This window comes from Sphingobacterium sp. UBA3549, from assembly GCF_002376635.1.
Taxonomy (GTDB): Bacteria; Bacteroidota; Bacteroidia; order Sphingobacteriales; family Sphingobacteriaceae; genus Sphingobacterium.
In genome coordinates this window covers 48846-68333 of the sequence record NZ_DFOE01000016.1, presented here as the reverse complement: position 1 = coordinate 68333, position 19488 = coordinate 48846, and the positions used below count along the sequence as shown (strand labels likewise).

At 38.7% G+C, this 19488-nt stretch carries 24 protein-coding genes; 10 read left to right on the top strand and 14 right to left on the bottom strand.

Going from position 1 to position 19488, the window contains the following annotated elements; genetic code table 11:
* The first annotated feature begins 39 nt into the window (after nucleotides 1-39).
* Nucleotides 40-216: a hypothetical protein gene (locus tag B2W36_RS08780; RefSeq protein ID WP_293887491.1), complete on the top strand. Its 177-nt coding sequence runs from the start codon at nucleotides 40-42 to the stop codon at nucleotides 214-216.
* 724 nt (nucleotides 217-940) lie between these two features.
* Here the strand turns inward: B2W36_RS08780 and B2W36_RS08775 are convergent.
* Both B2W36_RS08775 and B2W36_RS08770 read right to left on the bottom strand, forming a co-directional pair.
* The gene (locus B2W36_RS08775) at nucleotides 941-1645 is read right to left on the bottom strand and encodes an SDR family oxidoreductase (RefSeq protein WP_293887490.1); all 705 of its coding nucleotides are present in this window, start codon (nucleotides 1643-1645) and stop codon (nucleotides 941-943) included.
* A 718-nt stretch (nucleotides 1646-2363) separates the two neighbouring features.
* A complete protein-coding gene (locus tag B2W36_RS08770) occupies nucleotides 2364-2876 on the bottom strand; it encodes a ClbS/DfsB family four-helix bundle protein (protein ID WP_293887489.1) in 513 nt (170 codons plus the stop codon).
* A gap of 472 nt (nucleotides 2877-3348) precedes the next feature.
* On the opposite strand from B2W36_RS08770, the gene B2W36_RS08765 reads away from it, so the two are divergent.
* The 4 genes from B2W36_RS08765 to B2W36_RS08750 all read left to right on the top strand — a co-directional run bounded on the left by B2W36_RS08765 (nucleotide 3349) and on the right by B2W36_RS08750 (nucleotide 7099).
* Nucleotides 3349-3774, top strand: coding sequence for a DUF1810 domain-containing protein (locus B2W36_RS08765; RefSeq protein ID WP_313448160.1), 426 nt, complete (start codon nucleotides 3349-3351; stop codon nucleotides 3772-3774).
* 257 nt (nucleotides 3775-4031) lie between these two features.
* Nucleotides 4032-4628: a TetR/AcrR family transcriptional regulator gene (locus B2W36_RS08760; RefSeq protein ID WP_293887488.1), complete on the top strand. Its 597-nt coding sequence runs from the start codon at nucleotides 4032-4034 to the stop codon at nucleotides 4626-4628.
* Between the two features lie 62 nt (nucleotides 4629-4690).
* Complete coding sequence (gene lpdA / locus B2W36_RS08755) at nucleotides 4691-6094, top strand: dihydrolipoyl dehydrogenase (protein ID WP_293887487.1); 1404 nt, start codon at nucleotides 4691-4693, stop codon at nucleotides 6092-6094.
* Nucleotides 6095-6292: 198 nt separating this feature from the next.
* Nucleotides 6293-7099, top strand: coding sequence for a class I SAM-dependent methyltransferase (locus tag B2W36_RS08750; protein WP_293887486.1), 807 nt, complete (start codon nucleotides 6293-6295; stop codon nucleotides 7097-7099).
* Between the two features lie 49 nt (nucleotides 7100-7148).
* Here B2W36_RS08750 and B2W36_RS08745 read toward each other — a convergent pair whose 3' ends face one another.
* The 3 genes from B2W36_RS08745 to B2W36_RS08735 form a co-directional block, all read right to left on the bottom strand.
* Nucleotides 7149-8042, bottom strand: coding sequence for an alpha/beta fold hydrolase (locus B2W36_RS08745; protein WP_293887485.1), 894 nt, complete (start codon nucleotides 8040-8042; stop codon nucleotides 7149-7151).
* Between the two features lie 7 nt (nucleotides 8043-8049).
* Nucleotides 8050-8475 (bottom strand): hypothetical protein, encoded by a 426-nt coding sequence (locus tag B2W36_RS08740; protein WP_293887484.1) that lies wholly within the window; start codon nucleotides 8473-8475, stop codon nucleotides 8050-8052.
* An 80-nt stretch (nucleotides 8476-8555) separates the two neighbouring features.
* Complete coding sequence (locus B2W36_RS08735) at nucleotides 8556-8969, bottom strand: MarR family winged helix-turn-helix transcriptional regulator (protein ID WP_209579637.1); 414 nt, start codon at nucleotides 8967-8969, stop codon at nucleotides 8556-8558.
* A 402-nt stretch (nucleotides 8970-9371) separates the two neighbouring features.
* On the opposite strand from B2W36_RS08735, the gene B2W36_RS08730 reads away from it, so the two are divergent.
* Nucleotides 9372-9986 (top strand): hypothetical protein, encoded by a 615-nt coding sequence (locus B2W36_RS08730; RefSeq protein ID WP_209579635.1) that lies wholly within the window; start codon nucleotides 9372-9374, stop codon nucleotides 9984-9986.
* Here the strand turns inward: B2W36_RS08730 and B2W36_RS08725 are convergent.
* Both B2W36_RS08725 and B2W36_RS08720 read right to left on the bottom strand, forming a co-directional pair.
* Nucleotides 9983-10915 (bottom strand): helix-turn-helix domain-containing protein, encoded by a 933-nt coding sequence (locus B2W36_RS08725; protein WP_293887483.1) that lies wholly within the window; start codon nucleotides 10913-10915, stop codon nucleotides 9983-9985. The two genes, B2W36_RS08730 and B2W36_RS08725, sit on opposite strands and share 4 nt — an antisense overlap.
* Nucleotides 10916-10965: 50 nt before the next feature.
* Nucleotides 10966-11865 carry an SDR family oxidoreductase gene (locus B2W36_RS08720; RefSeq protein WP_293887482.1) on the bottom strand — a complete coding sequence of 300 codons (900 nt, stop codon included), beginning with the start codon at nucleotides 11863-11865 and terminating at the stop codon, nucleotides 10966-10968.
* Nucleotides 11866-12183: 318 nt separating this feature from the next.
* On the opposite strand from B2W36_RS08720, the gene B2W36_RS08715 reads away from it, so the two are divergent.
* The 3 genes from B2W36_RS08715 (at nucleotide 12184) to B2W36_RS08705 (ending at nucleotide 14101) form a co-directional block, all read left to right on the top strand.
* Nucleotides 12184-12546 carry a serine hydrolase gene (locus B2W36_RS08715; RefSeq protein ID WP_293887481.1) on the top strand — a complete coding sequence of 121 codons (363 nt, stop codon included), beginning with the start codon at nucleotides 12184-12186 and terminating at the stop codon, nucleotides 12544-12546.
* A complete protein-coding gene (locus tag B2W36_RS08710) occupies nucleotides 12462-13250 on the top strand; it encodes a class A beta-lactamase-related serine hydrolase (protein ID WP_293887479.1) in 789 nt (262 codons plus the stop codon). The genes B2W36_RS08715 and B2W36_RS08710 overlap by 85 nt, the downstream gene beginning before the upstream one ends.
* 254 nt (nucleotides 13251-13504) lie before the next feature.
* Entirely contained in the window at nucleotides 13505-14101 is a 597-nt protein-coding gene (locus B2W36_RS08705; protein WP_209579630.1) for a DUF3267 domain-containing protein, read from the top strand.
* Between the two features lie 74 nt (nucleotides 14102-14175).
* On the opposite strand, the gene B2W36_RS08700 is transcribed toward B2W36_RS08705, so the two are convergent.
* Nucleotides 14176-14343, bottom strand: coding sequence for a hypothetical protein (locus B2W36_RS08700; RefSeq protein ID WP_293887477.1), 168 nt, complete (start codon nucleotides 14341-14343; stop codon nucleotides 14176-14178).
* 162 nt (nucleotides 14344-14505) lie between these two features.
* Here B2W36_RS08700 and B2W36_RS08695 point away from each other — a divergent pair, with 162 nt between their 5' ends.
* Entirely contained in the window at nucleotides 14506-14682 is a 177-nt protein-coding gene (locus B2W36_RS08695; protein WP_293887475.1) for a MerR family DNA-binding transcriptional regulator, read from the top strand.
* A 389-nt stretch (nucleotides 14683-15071) separates the two neighbouring features.
* On the opposite strand, the gene B2W36_RS08690 is transcribed toward B2W36_RS08695, so the two are convergent.
* The 6 genes from B2W36_RS08690 to B2W36_RS08665 all read right to left on the bottom strand — a co-directional run bounded on the left by B2W36_RS08690 (nucleotide 15072) and on the right by B2W36_RS08665 (nucleotide 19410).
* On the bottom strand, nucleotides 15072-15605 hold the full coding sequence (locus tag B2W36_RS08690; RefSeq protein ID WP_293887473.1) for a hypothetical protein: 534 nt from the start codon (nucleotides 15603-15605) through the stop codon (nucleotides 15072-15074).
* Between the two features lie 87 nt (nucleotides 15606-15692).
* Nucleotides 15693-16193, bottom strand: coding sequence for a GNAT family N-acetyltransferase (locus B2W36_RS08685; RefSeq protein WP_293887471.1), 501 nt, complete (start codon nucleotides 16191-16193; stop codon nucleotides 15693-15695).
* Between the two features lie 34 nt (nucleotides 16194-16227).
* Nucleotides 16228-17910, bottom strand: coding sequence for a tetratricopeptide repeat protein (locus B2W36_RS08680; protein WP_293887469.1), 1683 nt, complete (start codon nucleotides 17908-17910; stop codon nucleotides 16228-16230).
* A 54-nt stretch (nucleotides 17911-17964) separates the two neighbouring features.
* The gene (locus B2W36_RS08675; protein WP_293887467.1) at nucleotides 17965-18474 is read right to left on the bottom strand and encodes a hypothetical protein; all 510 of its coding nucleotides are present in this window, start codon (nucleotides 18472-18474) and stop codon (nucleotides 17965-17967) included.
* Nucleotides 18452-18919 carry a hypothetical protein gene (locus B2W36_RS08670; RefSeq protein WP_293887466.1) on the bottom strand — a complete coding sequence of 156 codons (468 nt, stop codon included), beginning with the start codon at nucleotides 18917-18919 and terminating at the stop codon, nucleotides 18452-18454. Before B2W36_RS08670 ends, B2W36_RS08675 begins: the two co-directional genes overlap by 23 nt.
* 2 nt (nucleotides 18920-18921) lie before the next feature.
* Nucleotides 18922-19410, bottom strand: a complete 489-nt coding sequence (locus tag B2W36_RS08665; RefSeq protein WP_293887465.1) for a hypothetical protein — start codon at nucleotides 19408-19410, stop codon at nucleotides 18922-18924.
* Nucleotides 19411-19488 lie beyond the last annotated feature (78 nt).

The window sequence follows — 19488 nt, the reverse complement described above, 5'->3', positions numbered from 1 at the left end:
GATCAAAAATTGTCTGACGACAGGTTTTCAAAATACGATATGCTCCTCCATTTTCCACTGCGAAGCCTGATTGACGATTATTCACTTTTGAAGCCTGCTGAAGCAAAATATGCGAGTCATCACATGACGCACCTGGACTTTCTGATCTTCAACAAACTTGGCAAGAATCCTGTCCTGGCAATCGAAGTGGATGGTTATGCTTATCACGCTGCCTAAGCCAAACAATCTGAACGCGACATAATGAAAGATGCCATACTGGAAAAGTATGAACATCCCCTACTCCGGTTTTCGACTAGCGGCAGCGGTGAACGGGAAAAGCTGGTCAGTAGATTGGAGGGGATATCTGCACTTAAGCAATAGATAAGTTTCTCCCTATTAGGATGACAACGTTGGCCGCTATTGTATCATTATATCGTGAAATCTCCCTCCCTTCGATGGAATTGATCGGGTATGCTGAATTAATATGTTTAAAGCTATTAACTTCCAAGATTATTATAAACGGCAAGGATTAGGTATTTGCAGCTCGTGGTGGTTTGAAACCAGAGCCTGAACTCAAATTTCGAGGGTCCGCCCCTCATCATTAATGCAGCATGGCTTTATCATTGTCTTTATCAGCTTCCTCTCTTTGCATGAAATTTTTTAGGTGTAAATAAGAGTGAAATGTAAAAGCTTAGTAATATCTATCTGTATGTAGCATCATTTGTAATATTGAAATTTATCAAAATTATAATTAAGAACTGAAATCATCTCTAATAAACTGTAGAAAGACATGATTTGGTAAATAACCCGAGTTAGGGATAAGTTTCACATAACCATCTTCTATATAAAGATATTAATATAATCTAAGATTATAGGGAGCTAAATTTTAGCTCCCACGCTTCCATTGTGTTACTGTATTAATTGAATTACCCAGGCTAACCCGCCTAAGTACTTCACTACCTTATTTTGTTTTTGTCGGACGTACTTCGATCTTACTTGGAAGTACATTCTGATTCATTTTTAATAGATCTACCACCATTTGTCCGATATCAGCGGGTTGAATTTTCCAATGATCCTCTTCGTTAGGGATATGACCATTGAAATTTGAGGTAACTGATCCCGGCATTATGGTAGTACATTTCACATCATAATTCCTAAGGTCAAGCATTGCAGCTTGTGTAAATCCCACAAGACCAAATTTGGTCGCATTATACCCTGCACCTTGAGCAAAGAAATTTGTTCCAGCTAATGATGCGATCGAAATAAAATATCCTTTATTTTTCTTTAGCTGTTCGACACCGGCTTTAAGGGTATGAAAAGCCCCGGTCAGGTTGGTGTTGATCATGGCATTCCAATCGTCAAGTGACATTTCGTCTACGGGAGCAAAAGTCCCCATACCTGCATTGGCAATGATGATATCCAGCTTTCCAAATTTTTCAACGACTGCATCGACAGCCTTTTTTTCATCTTCAAAATCTGTCACGTCTGCTTGGATTGCGATTACATTCTGATTTCCTAATTCGTGTTTTGCTTTTTCTAAATCTTCCGTGTTACGGCCCGAAATAGCTACCTTAACTCCTGCTTCAATAAGCGATTTCGCTATTCCGAAACCTATCCCTTTTGTTCCGCCAGTTATATAGGCCACTTTATCCTTAATATTTTGCATAATATTCTATTTTTTTGATCTTGAATGTATAGTTCCTTCTGTCAGTTATTAAAACCTTCTATTTTGTATATACTAATCCTTGGTAATCTTCAGAAACTATAACTCGAAAAGTCGTGAAAAGGTTCTCTATATTTTATCTTATTGTACAATTTTTATGATTTTGTTCGGGTATTTACTTGCGTAAGAAAGGATCAATTAAAGGAGTAATGGTTACTACTAAAATGAAATTTGTGAATGATAAATTGGTCGAGCAATCCAATTATAAAATTGATACTGTAGATAAAAAGTTAGAAGAGTTGAGAATACATTTAGAAACAAACGGACGAAGAATTAATATGCTTCGATGAACAAAATAAAAGTTGTTTTATCGGTCTTATAGTATTATGGGTTTACATCAGGTTTTTTGCAGATCGCAAAGAACGATTAGATCATTGCTGAACGCTGTGCTGCCCCATGGTTGCCGCTGTAACTCCAATACAAGCAATCTCAATTCAGAGCGCATCTATATTCGTTAAGTTACAATACCTTGTGGATTGTCGATAAAAACGAAGAAAGTGAAAGTATTATAACCGTAGCCCGTTATGAGTCATTGGGGTGGAATGGTGGCGAATGCTATTGCTCAAACGGCAATGAGTTCCGAAGATAAAGACAAAGAAATCCCTTAGTAATCAGGATTGATTTTCTGAATGTTTAAATACTGTCCGCTTGGACAGGATTTTTATTTAATGTTACGTTCTTTTTTCCACTTACGAATTCTCCCCCTTGCGTTAGTATAAGGCGAAGACGTGTTAAACTGAATCATTCTTCCTAAAGTCCATTTCTCATACCAGGAAACCTCATATAATTCAGCATTAGATTTTTGCTCAATTAGATTAAGAATGTTAGAAACCGTTTCATATAATTTACTGCACAATGTATTAAAGTCAATGCCTTCATAATCTTTGTAAAACTTCTGAGCCAACTTACCAAGTTCATTCCATTTATAACCTGTTTCAGGAAAATCTACAGGCTCATTATTATCTTTTTTCCGATTCCATTTAAGCACTAATTCTCCCCACCCTATCAAGTAAGAAATAAGATTATTGATACTCATTGTAGTATCCTTTGCATGTCCTTCTAAATCTGTGGTGGTAGTTAATTCAACAGGAATGGTCGATAATTCCTTTTTCAGTTTGTTGTAATTCGTTTCAATTGCCTTTTGTAATTCTTCTTTATTGACAGGTACAGCCATAATCTGCGAAAATAGATTTTTACCAAATTTACAAAAGCTATAAAAGAATTTACTTAAAATAAGACATGATTTGCTTCAACCGTTTTTCAATCTGGTGCAGTTATGTGTTCTTTATATGGCATACATTGTGCTTATAAAGGGTTAATCAAAAGGCTATCTTTTTAAGTGTCTTGCAATGTAAATGCGGATATTTTTATGGGGTGAAGACTATGTCATTGGCTATTTTGCATAATGTTATTATAAGACATTTTTGCGTTGGCATAGTCGCCTATAAACGTGGGAAAATGTACTATAATGCCACATTATATAACTTAGCTTCCGCCGATTTGCATACTATGGCGCGCGAGAATGTCAGCATAATGCATCGCGTGCCATATCCGCAGGAGCATGAAATCGGGCTTCCAAGGCAAAAGACGCAGAAATAATTTGCTTAATTTTGTACATTGGAATTTATATTAAATCGCAAACTTATATGGAATTAAAAAGGTTTTTGGATGCCCAGAACCAAGTTTACCTGAAGGCACTTTCTGAAATCAAAAATGGCAGGAAGACTTCCCATTGGATGTGGTATGTGTTCCCGCAGCTCAGGGGTTTGGGAAGTAGTGCAATATCCGACGAATATGGCATCTCCGGTATGTCTGAAGCAATCTCATATTTGGCCCACCCCGTTCTTGGGAAGCACCTGATTGAAATTTCAGAAGCCCTCCTACAGCTCGATGGCTTTACGGCAGAGGAAATCTTCGGATACCCCGATTACCTCAAGTTGCGCTCCTGCATGACATTATTTGCAATGGTTAGCGATACAGAAAATATATTTAATGAAGTCCTCAAAAAATATTTTGACGGTGTTGCTGACAAGCGGACAGTATCGGCGATCAGGGCAAAAAATATAAGCTAATTTAATCTCCATACAAAAACCTGCTATTTTTATATATTAATTTGTTCTTTGAATAAGCAATATTCCAGGACAACGTGTAACCATTTTAACTTGATTATATGGACCTTACCAGAATAATAAGACGGACCGATTATGTTTTCACGGCTGAATATCCTGAAATAAGGATACGAGACAAGACTGGGATTTGATATATTAAAAAAAAGACCGATTGTTTTATTTTTTTATTTACCTTTGTCATAAATGATAATTTATGCTGCATGAAAACTACAAAATCTGAAAATACCAAGCGCCTGATTATCGAGAAAACCGCATCCGTATTTAATACAAAAGGCTATGCGGGCACATCGATAAATGATTTAATGAATGCCACAGGGCTTTCAAAAGGCTGCATCTACGGTAATTTCGAGAACAAGGACGAGATCGCATTGAGCGTGTTTGACCATAATTTCGCCAGGATCACTAAGCATATGAAAGAACGCATACTCGCTACGGAGCATTCAATAGAACGGTTGCTGGTTTATCCGCAGACCTATAAAAATTATTTCAGGTATCCTTACCTTCAGGCAGGCTGCCCCATTTTAAATACCGCTACAGAAGCAGATGACACGCATCCTAAACTGAAAGAAAGCGCACAGAAAGCACTGGGGTTCTGGAAAACGTCTATTGAAAACCAGATAAAGCGGGGCATAGAAAGGAATGAAATCAAGGCAGATACCGATCCAACTGAAATGGCCGTGATCATGATTTCAATGATCGAGGGGGCGTTCATGCAGGCGAAAGTCAACAGCCATATGGCAGAGCTTACTATAGCCATGTCCTTTTTAGAAAAACTGATTAAAGGCATTGAAGCATAATTTTTTTTACCTTAAAAAAGACCAATCGGTTTATTTTATAGATATAATTTTAGATCAATACAATGGAAGAATTTGATATTACCGTTATCGGGTCAGGTCCCGGCGGATATGTAGCTGCGATCAGGAGCGCTCAATTAGGTTATAAAACAGCTTTGGTTGAAAAATACAGTACATTGGGAGGTACCTGTACAAACGTTGGCTGCATTCCTACCAAAGCATTGCTGGACAGCACGCATCATTATGCAGAAGCCGCAAAGAGCTTTAATGCGCATGGAATTGAGTTTTCTGGCCTAGGGCTCAATTTTGAACAGATGTACAACCGAAAAAAAGAGGTAGTGGCTAAAAATACACAGGGGCTTGATTTCCTAATGCGAAAAAACAGGATCAAAGTTCTACAGGGATCGGGATCTTTTCTCAACAATGATTCCCTGAAGATATTACATGCTGATCAGACGGAAACCGTAATAAGGTCACAGAAATTCATTATTGCTACCGGATCAAAACCCGCCACGATTCCTAGGGTCGCCATTGATAAAAACAGGATCATTACCTCTACCGAAGCCCTGGCTCTGAAGGAACAGCCTGAGCGCATTGTGATCATCGGCGGAGGTGTGATTGGTGTAGAAATGGCGTCCATATTCAATAGGATCGGCACAAAAACAACCATTGTAGAATATGCTGACACGCTGATTGCCAATATGGACCGTGAACTGGGAGTAACCTTAGCAAAAATATTAACAAGAGAAGGCGTAGAAATACAATGCGGGAAAGCCGTCTACAAAGCCGAAAACGTCGGCAATGCGGCTAAGGTTTATTTCAGAAATAAACAAGGTGAAGAGCAGGAACTTACTGCCGACTATATCCTCGTTGCTGTCGGAAGAAAGCCTTATGTGAATGGTCTGGGGCTGGAAAACACCAATGTAGAATTGAATGCCGACGGTACAATTAAAGTCAATGAACTGCTTCAGACAACAGCTTTAAATATTTTTGCCATCGGAGATGTGATCGGCGGCGCCATGCTGGCCCATAAAGCAGAGGAAGAAGCGGTATTTGTGGTGGAAAGAATCAATGGTCAGAAACCTCATATCAATTATGGCCGTATTCCTTCGGTAGTATACACTTGGCCAGAAGTTGCTTCTGTAGGAGCTACGGAAGAAGAATTAAAAAAACAGGGACTGGAGTATTCTATTGGTAAATTTCCATTTGCCGTAAATGCCAGAGCAAGGGCGGGTATGGAGACTGACGGTTTTGTAAAGGTGCTTTCCGATCCGAAATATGGAGAACTTTTAGGAGTACACATTATCGGCGCCCGGGCGGCGGACCTGATCGCACAGGCAGTTGTCGGCCTGGAATACGAAGTAACAGCCAGTAACATGGCTTCCCTCTGCTATGCCCACCCGACGTATTCAGAAGTGCTGAAAGAAGCCTATACCATCGCCGCCGGGAAACCATCTTTGAATATTTAAGTATACCATCAATTTTAGTAGTATGTCACAACAAATCAGGCTCGCAACTTTTGACGATTATCCCAGAATGCTTTTTATCCGTGACGGAAAGCGTGGAAAGGGCTACGGGAATAAACCCCATCATCCACATGCTTCTCCGTGATAACAAAACATAACCTATTTTAGTATCTTTAAGAATTTAACGCATCAGAATAAATCATGAATATCGAGGAAAATTACGTAGACATCAACCGGAGATCATGGAATGACCGCACAGAAATCCATATCAAATCCGATTTTTATGATGTGGACGGTTTCTTAAAGGGCAAAAATTCGCTAAAGAATATCGAACTGAATATACTGGGAGATCTTTCAAATACCTCTGTCCTGCATTTACAATGTCATTTCGGGCAGGACAGCATATCATTAAGCCGTCTTGGAGCTGAGGTAGTGGGTGTTGATCTATCGGATGTGGCGATTGCGAAGGCCCGCGAACTGGCAAAGCAGGCCCACTCCACTGCATCGTTTATCTTCAGCGACGTCTACGACCTTCCCAATCATCTGGATCGTCAGTTTGACATTGTTTTTACGAGCTATGGGACCATCGGCTGGCTTCCCGACCTGGATCGGTGGGCGAAGGTGATTTCAAAGTTCCTGAAACCCGGCGGTAGATTTATTTTTGTGGAGTTTCATCCTGTGGTGTGGATGTATGATTCCCGGTTTGAAAAAATCGAATACAAGTATTTTAATTCCGGTGCCATTATAGAAACGGAAAAAGGAACCTACGCAGATAAAGCGGCGCAAATTGAAGTAAAAACAATTGGATGGAACCACAGCTTAGGCGAGGTAATCAGCAGCCTGATACAAAACGGCCTCGGCATAACCTATTTTGAAGAGTTTGACTATTCACCATATAATAACTTTGATCTTTCGGTAGAGTCTGAGCCCGGTAAGTTCAGAATTGCTCATCTGGAAGATAAAATCCCGATGGTTTACGCGTTGTCAGCAACAAAAACCGATATATGACAACACTGATTTTTAGTCTTTATTAATTACCTAATCATGATCCGGCACATTATGATACAACTATGAAATTTGAAATATCCTGCACCAATGATGGAAACAGTGCTTCCGGTATCGCGTGCCCCATCCCTTTTTTGATGATAAGCTGACAGCCGGGTATATTGTTTTTTAAATCAATCGCATGTTCAATACTGAACAATGGATCTTCGTCCCCGTGTATAACCAGTGCAGGTACCTGAATACCTGTGAGAAGACCTGGATTAAATACATAACTGATGAGGGCAATGATCTGACGATAAGGCCTGACTGCAGAAGATTGCCGGACTTGATCTTCAATAATTAATGTCCGTTCTTTTTCTTCATTGAGAATATATCTGCTGCCGTAAATAGCTTTCATAAAGTCTATTCTTTCTTTCAGGTATGCTTCCAGATTATCTTCAAAATTTACAGATGAGAGGGTCATTTTTCTTACCAGTGCATCGTCAGGTTTCGGAAGAGCCGGATTAAAGCTTGAAGATATCAATAACGTTAGTGTCTGAGTCATTGCCGGATACCGTGATGAAAATAACTGCGCAATGATCCCTCCCATGGATCGGCCGACAATGTGCGCCTTTTTAATATTCAGCGATTGCAGCAGATCCCTGATGTCATCTGCCATATCATGTAAAGAATAAGCAGGAGGATATTTTTCGGGGTCCTGTAAAAAACTGTTCAGCGAAAAATTGAACGTATCGCTATGGCGATCTGTTGTAAACGTACTTTTTCCGCAGTCCCTGTTATCAAAACAGATAACCAGGAACCCTTCGTCGGCAAGCATCTTAACGAATGTTGCTTCCCAGCGGGTCATCTGCGTATTCAGACCGCTAACCAATACAATAGTATCCTTGTTTTCAGCACCGTATAACTGATAATATATAGCGGCATTTCTTAGTTCAATATAACCCATCTGTTGTTTAAAATGATAGCATTTCTAAGGGCAAAAGTCTGGAATCCAATATAGAAGCCGAACGATGCCCTGTAATCTTCATATAATCTGGGTTCTGCTCGAAAGCGAAAAAATCTGATACGCTTTTTTGCTTGATCAGCATACAGATATCCCACTGCTCATTTTCCGGGCCGATAAGAAATCGGCCTCCCTTTCCTACCAAAAGTATCTCTCCTCCAGTCTGCTCCACAAATGGTTTGGCGAGTTGTATGTAACTCATAAAAGCTTCATAACCGGAAATCGTTGTTTCCGGAGCTATATCGGGAAAATCGGAATAATCTGCGAACTCTTTTAACCGGATCAGGTTCAGGTTCACAATGGAACCCTGAATCTTCTTTAACGCCAAATGCCTTCCGGCTTCATATGTGGGGTAAGTATAGGTTTTGTTTAGCATATCAGTATATATCAATCGTTCTACTCAGCTTTTCTTTCACATCGTTTCCGGCTTTTTGGACATGTTTTTTATATTTAATATTAGAGGTCTCCTCCTAACCCTTTCAAATGAGAAGCGAAAACTTTTAACTCATTCTTGGATATTCCAGCTAACATGTTTTTAGAAGTTTGAGTCGCAGTAACCTTTGCTTCCTTAAACACACGCTCGCCGGCACTGGTGAGTTTCACATAGCTGACTCTGGCGTCTCTTTCATTTGCTTCTTTTACAACAAGCCCCATCTTTTCCATAGGAGAAATAATCCGGGTAATGCCGGATGCCGTTAAACCAATGCCTTCTGCCAGATCAATTCTCTTTAAGCGATTGCCGGGAACACTGCTTAGGATATGCAGGATCATAAAATCTGTAAGGCTAATTCCATGAAGGCTTAGGCCATCAAATTTCTTTGTGATGAGAGACTGAACTTTCAGTAGGTTTAATATAATATTGAGTTCCATATTTTAATTTGCATAACACTTGATTAGTCAAGTATCATGCAAATATAAAATAATATTTCAACATTTCTACCTCTACTTTAGACATGACCTATTTTCCGGGGAGGTCAGTTGATTTATTGTATCAGCCCTATGTACTACAGCCCAGCTGATTTTTTGAAATTCTACGGTTAAAGATCCTTTAGGTTTTTTGGTTTATGGACATAATGTTTTCTAGTTTATGTTTTAACCAAAGGAAAGGGTTCACTAGTGGGATATTTTTTGGTTAATTATAACCGTTGGCAATATTTGCTGAATTAGGATAAATTTGCGCTAAATAAAAAGTCACGCTGCAATCATCAAATATAGACGTAAGCACAAGGAAAGGACAAATTAATCGGCCTAACCTAATACCTGTTAAATAATATGTTTTATAAATTACAACAAAATAAATTTATCCAATGGACGATTATTCATATCAGATACCTTGTTGCATTGGCATTCGTCCCTTCCGGATTTACAAAAGTAGTTGGTGAAAGATTTACTCAATTACCTACAACCAGTACCATAGGGCAGTTTTTTGAAGTACTCTATCTTTCCGGTATCTATTATAACTTTCTAGGTGTCATGCAGATAATTACTGCAATCCTTCTTATGACGCAGCGATTCGCATTAATTGGAACATTTCTCTTTTTGGCCATAACAGCCAATATCTGGATGATTACAATTTCAATGCACTTTAAGGGTACTTGGATAATCACTAGTTTGATGATGCTTGCGGGTTTAATTCTCCTTTATTGGGATAAAAATAGAATCTCAGAATTGAATTCGGATTATGATTCACCAAAAAAAATGTATTCTCCAAAGGTATCAAGAATTTGGGTTAATGCGGGTATAATTTATATAAGCAGCCTACTCATCATTTGCTTTGTTGGTTCGAAAAACGATATGCTATCTAAAACCATTTATGTCATCGCACTATTTATTTTAGTAGCCACTACGCTTTACTCGAATTTTGTTTTCTGGAAAAAATCAAATTAAATAGAATTAATCCTTTTGAATGACTTTCTGAAACCCAACGGAGTCATGTTGGTCTTGGCCTTAAATAGTTTATTAAATGATTGTGAATGTTCAAAGCCCAGTTTATAGCCGATCTCACTGATGGTTAGTTCAGTTGTGGAAAGCTTTTCTTTGGCCTTTTCAATCACTTTCTCATGAATGATCTGCTGGGGCGTGTGCCCAGTCAAGGATTTGAGTAGGCTTCGCATATACTGTGACGACATATTGAGCTGCTCGGAAAGCAGCTGTACCGTTGGTAATCCACGCTGCATGATGTCTCTGTCTTCAAAATACTTATCAAGAAAAATCTCAAGCTTTTCTAAAAACTGGTGGCTCGCTTTCTTGCGGGTGATGAACTGACGCTGATAAAAACGGTGGGAGTAATTAAATAAGGTTTCCAATTGAGAGATAATAATATTTTGGCTGAACCGGTCAATATTTCCTTGATATTCTTGTTTGATATTTTCGATGATCTGCTGCATCTTCAGTTCCTCGTCTTCTGAAAGGAAAAGCGCTTCATGCACAGCATAATCGAAAAACTCATATCTTTTGATCGATGTCGCCAGTGGCGAATCATAGAGAAAATCCGGATGGATCATCAGCATCCATCCGGAAGGATTTTTCCCTTGCTCTTCACGTATTACACTAAGCACCTGATGCGGTGCCATGCAGAACATCACTCCCTCGTCAAAATCATAATCTTGCTGTCCATATCTATACTTGTGATCCATATCCCGTTTAACAGAAATTAGATAAAAATCGAAAAGCAAGCTTTGTTTTCCAATCCTCGTATTGTCGGTCATATCTTCAAAATTTATCACGCTGATCAGTGGATGCTTTGGTGCCGGCAATCCTCGAAGCTTATGAAATTCGGAAATGGTCTTTAGTCTTATCGGTTTATTATCGGACATGGCATTACAGCATTTTTAGTATATGTGGATCGGAACAAAAGTACAAATATTTAAAGCCCAGAAAAATAATATGAGCCTTTTAAATCTTCCAGTAAAGTCGGATGGACCGGGGTCCAGTCCAGCATTTCCCTTGTGAGCGTACTTGAACTATGATTGTCGAGTTTTGCAAAATGCGTAAACCAAGAAAAATGCTGTTCAGCTTCTTCGGCATTCAGTGAAATGAGTGGGATGTTGAGACGCTCGGCAATTTCAGCAGCGATTGTCTTAAGCTGAATTCCTTCTTCCGCTACAGCATGATATCTAGTTCCTTTTTCAAATGGTTTTTCAAGGGCTAGGCGGTAAAGCTTTGCTGCATCTAGGCGGTGCACAGCTGGCCAGTGGTTCTTTCCTTCGCAAATGATGGCTGAGACGCCTTTTTCTTTTGCTATTTTTATAAATAATGGAACAAAACCTATTTCATCCCCCTCACCGTGTACTGAGGGAGATAATCTGATCACCGAAACATTTACGCCTTTCTCAACCTGATCATCCGCTGCATTTTCAGTAGCAATCCTTGGATGCGGATGGTTCATCGCTCTGTCATTCTCCGTTGTTATTCCATCTTTTGAAAACAACGCGGTTCCAGAAGTAATCAAAAAGGGTTTTTCAGTTCCAACCAGCGCATCTCCGATAGCTTCGATCACTTTACTATCTAAAATGCACATTTCGGGAAAACGGCTAAAATCATGAACAAATCCTAAATGGATCACAGCATCGGAGAGTTTGGCTCCTAACTTTAAGCTTTCAAAATCCATCAGGTCACCAACATGGGGCTCTGCTCCTGCGTTAATTAATTTTTTAGCAGATTCTTCTGATCTTGCCAGACCTAGAACTTTGTGACCAGCTTTTAATAATTCCTGTACTACAGCTGTTCCTACGAAACCTGTAGCGCCTGTAACAAATACTTTCATATCCTAAACTATTTATAAACCAAAGTTCAGATTTGGCAAACTTACAAATGTATCCGAAAGTAGTTATGTTGTAGCCAGAACGATATTATTTGTATAAATATTTCGTCATCTCAGATATTTTATTCTCAAAAATGTTTTGTTTTGTACCATTGCAAAAATTCCAAATTCATTGATCGTTAGCATTTTTTTAATAGTCTTTATCTCCATTACGTAATATGCGCATATTGAAAGGAAAAAGTTACTCACAGGAGGAATACAATGTAACAAATGAAAGATCCCAGTTGTCATTATCCTAGTTTCACCATTTATAATATCCATATGAAAAGTTATTTCAAAATCATTTTACTCCTATTTACAAGCACATTGTCTCAACAGGTTTTTGCTCAAAGTACTTCGGATAGCATTGATCTTTTTATAAAAGAAAAGATGCTGAAGTTAAAAATCCCCGGACTTCAGCTTGCTGTTATCAGAAACAACAGCTTAGAAAAGCTGTCCGCATATGGTCTTGCCAACATTGAACATCAGATTTCCGTTGATTCCACAAGTTCATTTTCAATCAATTCCATGACCAAGGCGCATATTCTACAATTGTCAATGTGGACGGTAAATGGATCAATGACGGCAAGCTTCATAATGCCTTTGCCACTTTCCCACTCTTCTTCAGAACTGCAACAGGTATAACCTCGACATCGGAGGACTTGGCCAAATGGCTGATTGCATTACAAAGCGGAAAGCTGTTGAAAAATAAGGGTAGCGTCCAGCAATTGTTAACTTCTGTAAAATTGAACGACGATCGTATTGATGGTTTTAACAAACTGACTAATGGCTATGCTTTGGGCTGGCCGACCGTAGTCAGAGATGAACATCCCGCAGCGGCTCCTGTCGGGGGAATGCGCTCTGCATTATTCGTCTATCCTAAAGATAATTTGTCGATAATCGTTTTGACTAATCTTCAGGGCTCTAATCCGGAATGGTTCATTGATGAGATAGCAGGATATTATTTCCCAGATATGAAAATAGCAAACGGTTTTGGATTGAGTAAAAATCTCAAGCTGCTACGGCAGGGACTTCTGAAAAATAATTTTCAAAATAGTTTCAAAATCTATTCTAATATCAAGCGTAGTAATAAAGAATTTGATTTGTCAGAAGACGAAATCAACTCGTGGGGATACCAGCTTATTGAACAAAATAAGAAAAAGGAAGCATTACAGATTTTTCAATTAAACACTTTGCTGTTTCCAAAAAGTGCCAATGTCTATGATAGCTATGCAGAGACGCTGGAACTACTCGGACATCGCAGAGAAGCCATCAAAAATTACAGCAAATCCCTGGAACTTGATCCCAAAAATCACAATGCTCGCCAATTTTTAGAAAGTAAAAGATGAGGAATTTCCAGATCAAAAATACATTTCACGGATTTGCTGAACTGTATATTCTATTTATATGATCAAATATTGATATTGCAAATTACAAAGATTTACAGTAGGTCGGTTACCTATTTTCATGAATTGAAAGATTCTGTTGTCATTTGTAAATTTCCTCGAAATTATCATATCAGTAAAGATCTTTTGCTATTCAACGTTCTTCGCTTCAAGAACTTAGAAAGTAGGACTTTCTACTTTTTTTATTATTTTTAAGTATGAAAGAACCCAATCCGAATCTTGGAAATGCTCAGGAGCTGACGATTAATCCAGTTCAAGCGCAGCTTAGGTCATTTGCCTACTTCTTGCCATTTGCGCTGGTCTTTGGTCTTGCCTTTTACGCTCTATGGCCGCAAAGGCTTTCCATTGCGAATTATAAAGCCGCTTTTCCGTCGGGTACAGCTGGGATTGCCTCGCTGATCCTCACTATTGTTGCGGGGGTGATTGTACATGAGCTTATTCACGGCATAACTTGGTCCAGATATGCCGCCTCGGGATTCCGGTCCATTCGCTTCGGCATCTTATGGAAGTCCATCACCCCATACTGTCATTGCAAAGAACCGCTGAAGGTGAGAGAATATCAGATCGGTGCTGCCGCTCCTGGTATTATCCTGGGCATATTACCTTCGGTAGTCGCCCTGTTTTTAGGCAATATAGTGTGGTTGGCATTCGGACTGTTTTTTACGATGGCAGCAGGTGGAGATTTAATGATTATACTTATGCTCAACAGGCAAGGTAGGGAAAGCTTAGTACAGGACCATCCCTCCAAAATCGGCTGCCTGATTTATCCCAAAGAGGGCCTGAACGGACAATAGAGTTGTCGAGCTTATCTGTCTCGCTTCTAAACAATCAGACGCGTATTTCTATTCGCCAGATTTTGCTATACTCATCATCTTCGTTTACCCAGTTTGGCCAGCAGCGTACTGGTAGCAAAACTAACGGATTTGACCAAAGCAGCGGTCGTAGCAGTTTGCAGTACATCGCCCAGCGATATACCTTCGCAGGTTGCACAGACTCTACCAATAATTTTCTCAATTTTCCTTCTAGATGCATCCATTCGTTTTGGATTTCAATCAGAATAAGTGCCGATTTTTGTTTTGTTTATGCGTGCATAACGTTCATACTTAAAAATGTCAGAATAATACTATAGATAAAATTGAAATTGTATTTTTCATACTTTTATTGCTTTTAATTATCAATAATTGTAAATTATTTACAAATGAGCAAATCAGATAATAATAAAGACCTTTCATTTGAGTTTAATTTTTTAGATAAATTAGTTGTGGGAATTGGAGAAGTTGCACAAATAACAGGCATTCCGACAAGGCAAATACATTATTGGGAAGAAAAAGTAATTATACAAAGCCTAACGGAAGAGGAAGGTAAAAACAGATGATATAATTATGAGAACATCAAAAAAATGCTGCTCATAAAGGAAATGATTGATGATGGCTATACGCTCGATGCTTCCGCTGAAAAGGTTAAAAGGTGTATCGAAATGATTGAAGAAACCTTAAATAAGCTTAAAGATAGTTAAAACCTTACATGGATTTTATACAATTATGGATACTTTCAGCATAATAATAAATGATAAATGTACTTACGGAAATAGCCTTATTTAAGGAGGGAATTGTAGGAAGATCATTGACACCTTCAAATTTTTTGTTCATCATCATAGAAAGCGGACATATAAAAATTGAGGAAAATGAAAGCAGAATAAAATACAGTAGAGGTAATATCGTAACGCTACGATAAGATTAATGTACGAGAAAAATTTGAAAGTTATTAAAGACTGTTTTCAACTTCAAATTGCTTCTTGATACGATTTCTTTTGTCATCCGCTTCGTAAACTACCTGATATAAACGTTGTTTATCAAGAGCAAGTTTATATCTTTTATCGATGGCAATCCTGAACTTTTGTTCGTTTTTTCCCTGCTCTATTTTCTTTTGCTGCTCAACTTCTTTTTTGGAAAAGAGATATAGATTTTTGAGAGCCATATAGTAATCAATCTCAGCTTGCTGGATCTCTTTACCTTTTTTTATACCATCAACATTTGCATTTTTTAGATCTTTGAGAATAACGTTGAACGCTGTTTCCTGTTGATCGATAATTAATAGGGCGCTGTCATAATCATGTTGGATCAAATAGTTCAGCTTAGCAGACTCCATACCTTTTTCACCAATCAAAATAGAAGTTGCCTGAACTTCCTTCTCGTCCATAATTTCTTTCAATTGAATAGCATTTTTATTTGTACATCCACAAAGAAATATAAACGATAAAACTGTAAATAAGACTATGCCCAATTTTTTTAAAGCCATACAAATGAAGTTGGTTTTTAAAGATACTTACGCTTTATTTTCTAACAATTACCATACCTAAGCGCTTAGTTGATTACTTTATATAGTCTAAAGTTTCCTAATTTCTTCACTACGAAGCATCCATATTGAACAGGCATGGTGTCCAGAATTTCCTAATGGCTTTTGAAGTAACCTAAAGCCCATGTTTTCGTACATTCTTATAGCATTTGAAAATTCCGGAAAGCTCTCAAGATAGATTTTATCATACCCTAGACTCTTTGCGCTTTCGATGCTTTTATTCATTAAAGCTTTACCAAGCCCCATGCCTCTGAACGCTGGATTGAGATAAAACTTAACCAGCTCTGCGCAGTACGGAGGCAATCCAGCAGTGGGATAAATCCCGCAACAGCCCACCACGACGCCATTTACCTCACCAACCCAGAGCACGGAACTTTCATTGCTGAAAAGTGCATATAAGTCTGAAGTGGTAGGATCGGAATAAACAGTTCCTTCTTTTGGTGCGTTGTGCTCTTCAAACACAGCTCGAATTAGTTTTAAAAGAGTATCGTTGTCCGATTTTTTTATTTTTCTGATGATTGTACCCTTCATACGCCGATATTAAGTTTATAAGATTAAAATTTTGCTATTGTCCGAAAAGTTTTCTAAAAAAGCTTGGCTCTTTGACGTTCGCCCGTGCGATTTTTAAGTTATCTTCTGTAATACGATTATAGAAAAGTCCAAGTGAGATTTCAAGATTTTTCACTGCCTCTGTGTAATGTCCGATATCAATCAGCGAAGTACCGATATGTTCATATAGTTCTGCCGCGATATCATCTGTAATTTCTTTCTGTTCCGGCAGCATGGAGATTGCCAATGTACCGTAATGCACAGTTTTTTCATTTTCTGTCAAGTGGTATGCGCTGTGTACGGCCCAGTAATAACACCAAAAATCTGTGTTGCCATGCCCAATGCTCTGCTCAAAACTATCAAGAGCTGATTCGCTATCTTTCATATGCACTTCTAAAACATATCCCCGGTTGTACAATGCGACCTGAACAGATCTTGCCATTCCTTTTTCTAGCCCGAAATGTACTGCTTGATTGTAACATTCCAAAGCCTTTTCCCATTGTTTATCCCTTAAAAACGTTTCTCCTCTGCTTATCATCAAACTCGGATTGTCGGGCATAGCTTCCAGTAAGGAGTCAGCCTGTTCGGAATCCACCGAATTATTAACATCTAAGCCAAGCATCGACCCGGCTTTGGATTTAGATATGTAGAAATTGGTTACACAGCGTACAACTTCCTCGTCTTGAAGAAGTGGGTCACCTGGATTTACCGATTGATAATATTCGAGTCCCTGGTCGGCCCAGTACAGCATTTCCTGATATTGACCAATATCCGAGTGGCTCAGACATACCACATCAATCGTGCTAATTAAGGTAATAAAGTCCATTTCTTCAGAATACGCTCTCAAAAGCTCTTCGCCATCGATAATAGCACTTTTAGGCATACCAGCACTCATATAAATGTACATTCTATTGAGAAGAATCACCATAAATTTACTTTGTGCTATGCCCTCGTTGACAATGGTAACAGCATCCTGATATTCCCCTTTAAAATTGAGTTCCCGCGCAAGATTATTACAGCACATGGCGAACGTATGCGGGTCGTAATTAAGACTGTTCGTCTGCGCTGTCAAAACTGCCGCTCTAAAAAGTTGATAAGATTGGGTGTAGAACTGTATTTTTAGTTCGGTGAGCCGTTGGTTCTCAGCTCCGGACATTTCGGCATATTGCTTGAGAACATAATCGATTTCAACCCCGGCATTGTATAATTCCATAGCAGATTGCGAATCTGCAGAAGGATGAAGTTGCGAAAAATCCGGATAGTCACTGTGTCTATTGATTATCCGGAAGATTCGTATCTCTAAGACTGGAGCGGATCGTAATTGACAGGATCTTTCGTAATAACGCAAAGCCGCATCCCAGTCTTCAAGCCAGTACAGTGCAGAACCAGCATTCCGGTAACAATGGTAATGCTCAGGATCAATTTTAAGCCCACTAATAGCCCAGTCCAAGCATTTTTCTAACGCTTTCTCTCTGTCGGATTCAAATATTTCATTATAGTCGAGTGCTATAAGACCCAATATGGCACATAGATTAGGGTCAACGCTTGCCTCATTGAGGTTATTGATATGGTAAAATAGTTCATGAAGTTCCTCCAAATCATGAGGAAGAGCATATCCGTCCAGCCAAAATTTCGCAGCCAAGGCATAATTGCCTTCGGCAACTGCGTTTAATGCGTTCTGATGAAGTGTATCTTTCATTGTTGTGTATAATTATTTTAAATTCAGAGCGATTGACCACGGTGTGGTTCAATCCTAACGTACAGGCAATTGCCGCATTTCATAGAGCTTTGCTAAAATAGCGTTCTCGTATGCTGATTCTTTTGACGATTTTTTTCTGCCCTCCCTAAAATCCTCACTGATACGGTAGCTTTTAACCAAATGATTATTCTTTGCCCCAATAGCATAATGCCAATAGCTTCCCGTGGTGCTGGTGAAAATGACAATTTCTTCAAAGGACATAATCTTTTTTGTAGGAAATAAGGGCTTTTCTATATATACGATCCGATCTTCTCGGTCAAACACGTAACATATTTCGGCGCGTATAAAAATATCATAAAGGCTGTGTAGGATAAGATATGGACCAAGAACAGTAAGCAGAATGACCATTCCCCGGTTGATATCACGAAAAAAGATAATGGCTAACAAAACCAGTGACAAAATTACACCAAGTGTCCAAACTGATAACTTAACGCTATGGCGGTTGGGCGTAAAACTAAAAATCCTACCGCTGTCAACAATTTTATACTTGCTGATTGCCGACATAAGGTTGCGTTATTTCTTCAATATCATTCAAAATATCCTGCATAGCTCGTTTTGACAGGCCTTGTGCAACGATAGCGAACTTCTCTTCACCTGCGGAAAAATAACGCACATTAAGTGATGTGTTGACAGGTATAAAGATGTAAATCAACCTGCTCATCTGGTAATGGGCAATATCTGAAAATGGAATACAGGTCTCTGCTTTTAAACCTCTTTTGATAAACAAAGCTTTCTCATCTAAGTCAATCACCATGCGCTCTGTATAAATGGATAAAAAACATAGTGCCGCGAAGATTCCAAAAATCCACATCATTGCTGCATTATTAGATGTGTATCCGAACCAGGCCAAGACTGTAAGACCAGCGACAATCAATATACCGAATCCATACTGCCGTTTAAGTATATAACGGTTACCCTCTTTCTTAAAATTTTTAATTGTATTTTCCATAGTTAATCAAGTTTAACACCGTTTACGTTTATTTCACTGCACCAAAGATAGAGGAACATACTAGCCTCATCCCGCGTACTCTGGTAGGCAACGTTATCCAGCGATGCGCCAAAAAATTCTATTTTCTGCGAAAGGTTATTGTCCACCTGACTAATGACCCGCAATTCACCTGAAAAATCACTTTCATAGTCGGTCAACAATTTGAGAATTTCAGCATTCATCTTTTCAAAATCGATAGTCAAAAAATATTTTTTTTCTATTCTTTTATTTTCACTGGGTGAAGCAAAACTAAATGAAGCACCTTTGTTAGGATTACTGAATGTCAGCGATACTCCCCGTGCTGCATGAATAGCTATACCATCTTTACCTTTCACTAAAAATTCGATCTTATTTTTGGTATTCTTTTTAGTCTGCGCATTAGAGATACTAGAAATCATTAAAAATAAGAACAGGGAAAATTTCAACGGTTTAAATATTTCTATAAAATACATATAATGATGTGTTTTGTATATCAAGTAGATCAATATTACTACTTTAAAGCTATCGATTCCAATAGGTAATCTGTATCT

Coding starts and splice junctions, on each gene's coding strand:
- B2W36_RS08690 (WP_293887473.1), bottom strand. CDS start 15,605: ATGGCTTTAAAAAAATTGGGCATAGTCTTATTTACAGTTTTATCGTTT.
- B2W36_RS08715 (WP_293887481.1), top strand. CDS start 12,184: ATGAAAAGTTATTTCAAAATCATTTTACTCCTATTTACAAGCACATTG.
- B2W36_RS08740 (WP_293887484.1), bottom strand. CDS start 8,475: ATGCTAAACAAAACCTATACTTACCCCACATATGAAGCCGGAAGGCAT.
- B2W36_RS08725 (WP_293887483.1), bottom strand. CDS start 10,915: ATGTCCGATAATAAACCGATAAGACTAAAGACCATTTCCGAATTTCAT.
- B2W36_RS08665 (WP_293887465.1), bottom strand. CDS start 19,410: ATGTATTTTATAGAAATATTTAAACCGTTGAAATTTTCCCTGTTCTTA.
- B2W36_RS08695 (WP_293887475.1), top strand. CDS start 14,506: ATGAGCAAATCAGATAATAATAAAGACCTTTCATTTGAGTTTAATTTT.
- B2W36_RS08775 (WP_293887490.1), bottom strand. CDS start 1,645: ATGCAAAATATTAAGGATAAAGTGGCCTATATAACTGGCGGAACAAAA.
- B2W36_RS08745 (WP_293887485.1), bottom strand. CDS start 8,042: ATGGGTTATATTGAACTAAGAAATGCCGCTATATATTATCAGTTATAC.
- B2W36_RS08780 (WP_293887491.1), top strand. CDS start 40: ATGCTCCTCCATTTTCCACTGCGAAGCCTGATTGACGATTATTCACTT.
- B2W36_RS08705 (WP_209579630.1), top strand. CDS start 13,505: ATGAAAGAACCCAATCCGAATCTTGGAAATGCTCAGGAGCTGACGATT.
- B2W36_RS08700 (WP_293887477.1), bottom strand. CDS start 14,343: ATGGATGCATCTAGAAGGAAAATTGAGAAAATTATTGGTAGAGTCTGT.
- B2W36_RS08685 (WP_293887471.1), bottom strand. CDS start 16,193: ATGAAGGGTACAATCATCAGAAAAATAAAAAAATCGGACAACGATACT.
- lpdA (WP_293887487.1), top strand. CDS start 4,691: ATGGAAGAATTTGATATTACCGTTATCGGGTCAGGTCCCGGCGGATAT.
- B2W36_RS08675 (WP_293887467.1), bottom strand. CDS start 18,474: ATGTCGGCAATCAGCAAGTATAAAATTGTTGACAGCGGTAGGATTTTT.
- B2W36_RS08680 (WP_293887469.1), bottom strand. CDS start 17,910: ATGAAAGATACACTTCATCAGAACGCATTAAACGCAGTTGCCGAAGGC.
- B2W36_RS08765 (WP_313448160.1), top strand. CDS start 3,349: ATGGAATTAAAAAGGTTTTTGGATGCCCAGAACCAAGTTTACCTGAAG.
- B2W36_RS08720 (WP_293887482.1), bottom strand. CDS start 11,865: ATGAAAGTATTTGTTACAGGCGCTACAGGTTTCGTAGGAACAGCTGTA.
- B2W36_RS08770 (WP_293887489.1), bottom strand. CDS start 2,876: ATGGCTGTACCTGTCAATAAAGAAGAATTACAAAAGGCAATTGAAACG.
- B2W36_RS08735 (WP_209579637.1), bottom strand. CDS start 8,969: ATGGAACTCAATATTATATTAAACCTACTGAAAGTTCAGTCTCTCATC.
- B2W36_RS08760 (WP_293887488.1), top strand. CDS start 4,032: ATGAAAACTACAAAATCTGAAAATACCAAGCGCCTGATTATCGAGAAA.
- B2W36_RS08750 (WP_293887486.1), top strand. CDS start 6,293: ATGAATATCGAGGAAAATTACGTAGACATCAACCGGAGATCATGGAAT.
- B2W36_RS08730 (WP_209579635.1), top strand. CDS start 9,372: ATGTTTTATAAATTACAACAAAATAAATTTATCCAATGGACGATTATT.
- B2W36_RS08670 (WP_293887466.1), bottom strand. CDS start 18,919: ATGGAAAATACAATTAAAAATTTTAAGAAAGAGGGTAACCGTTATATA.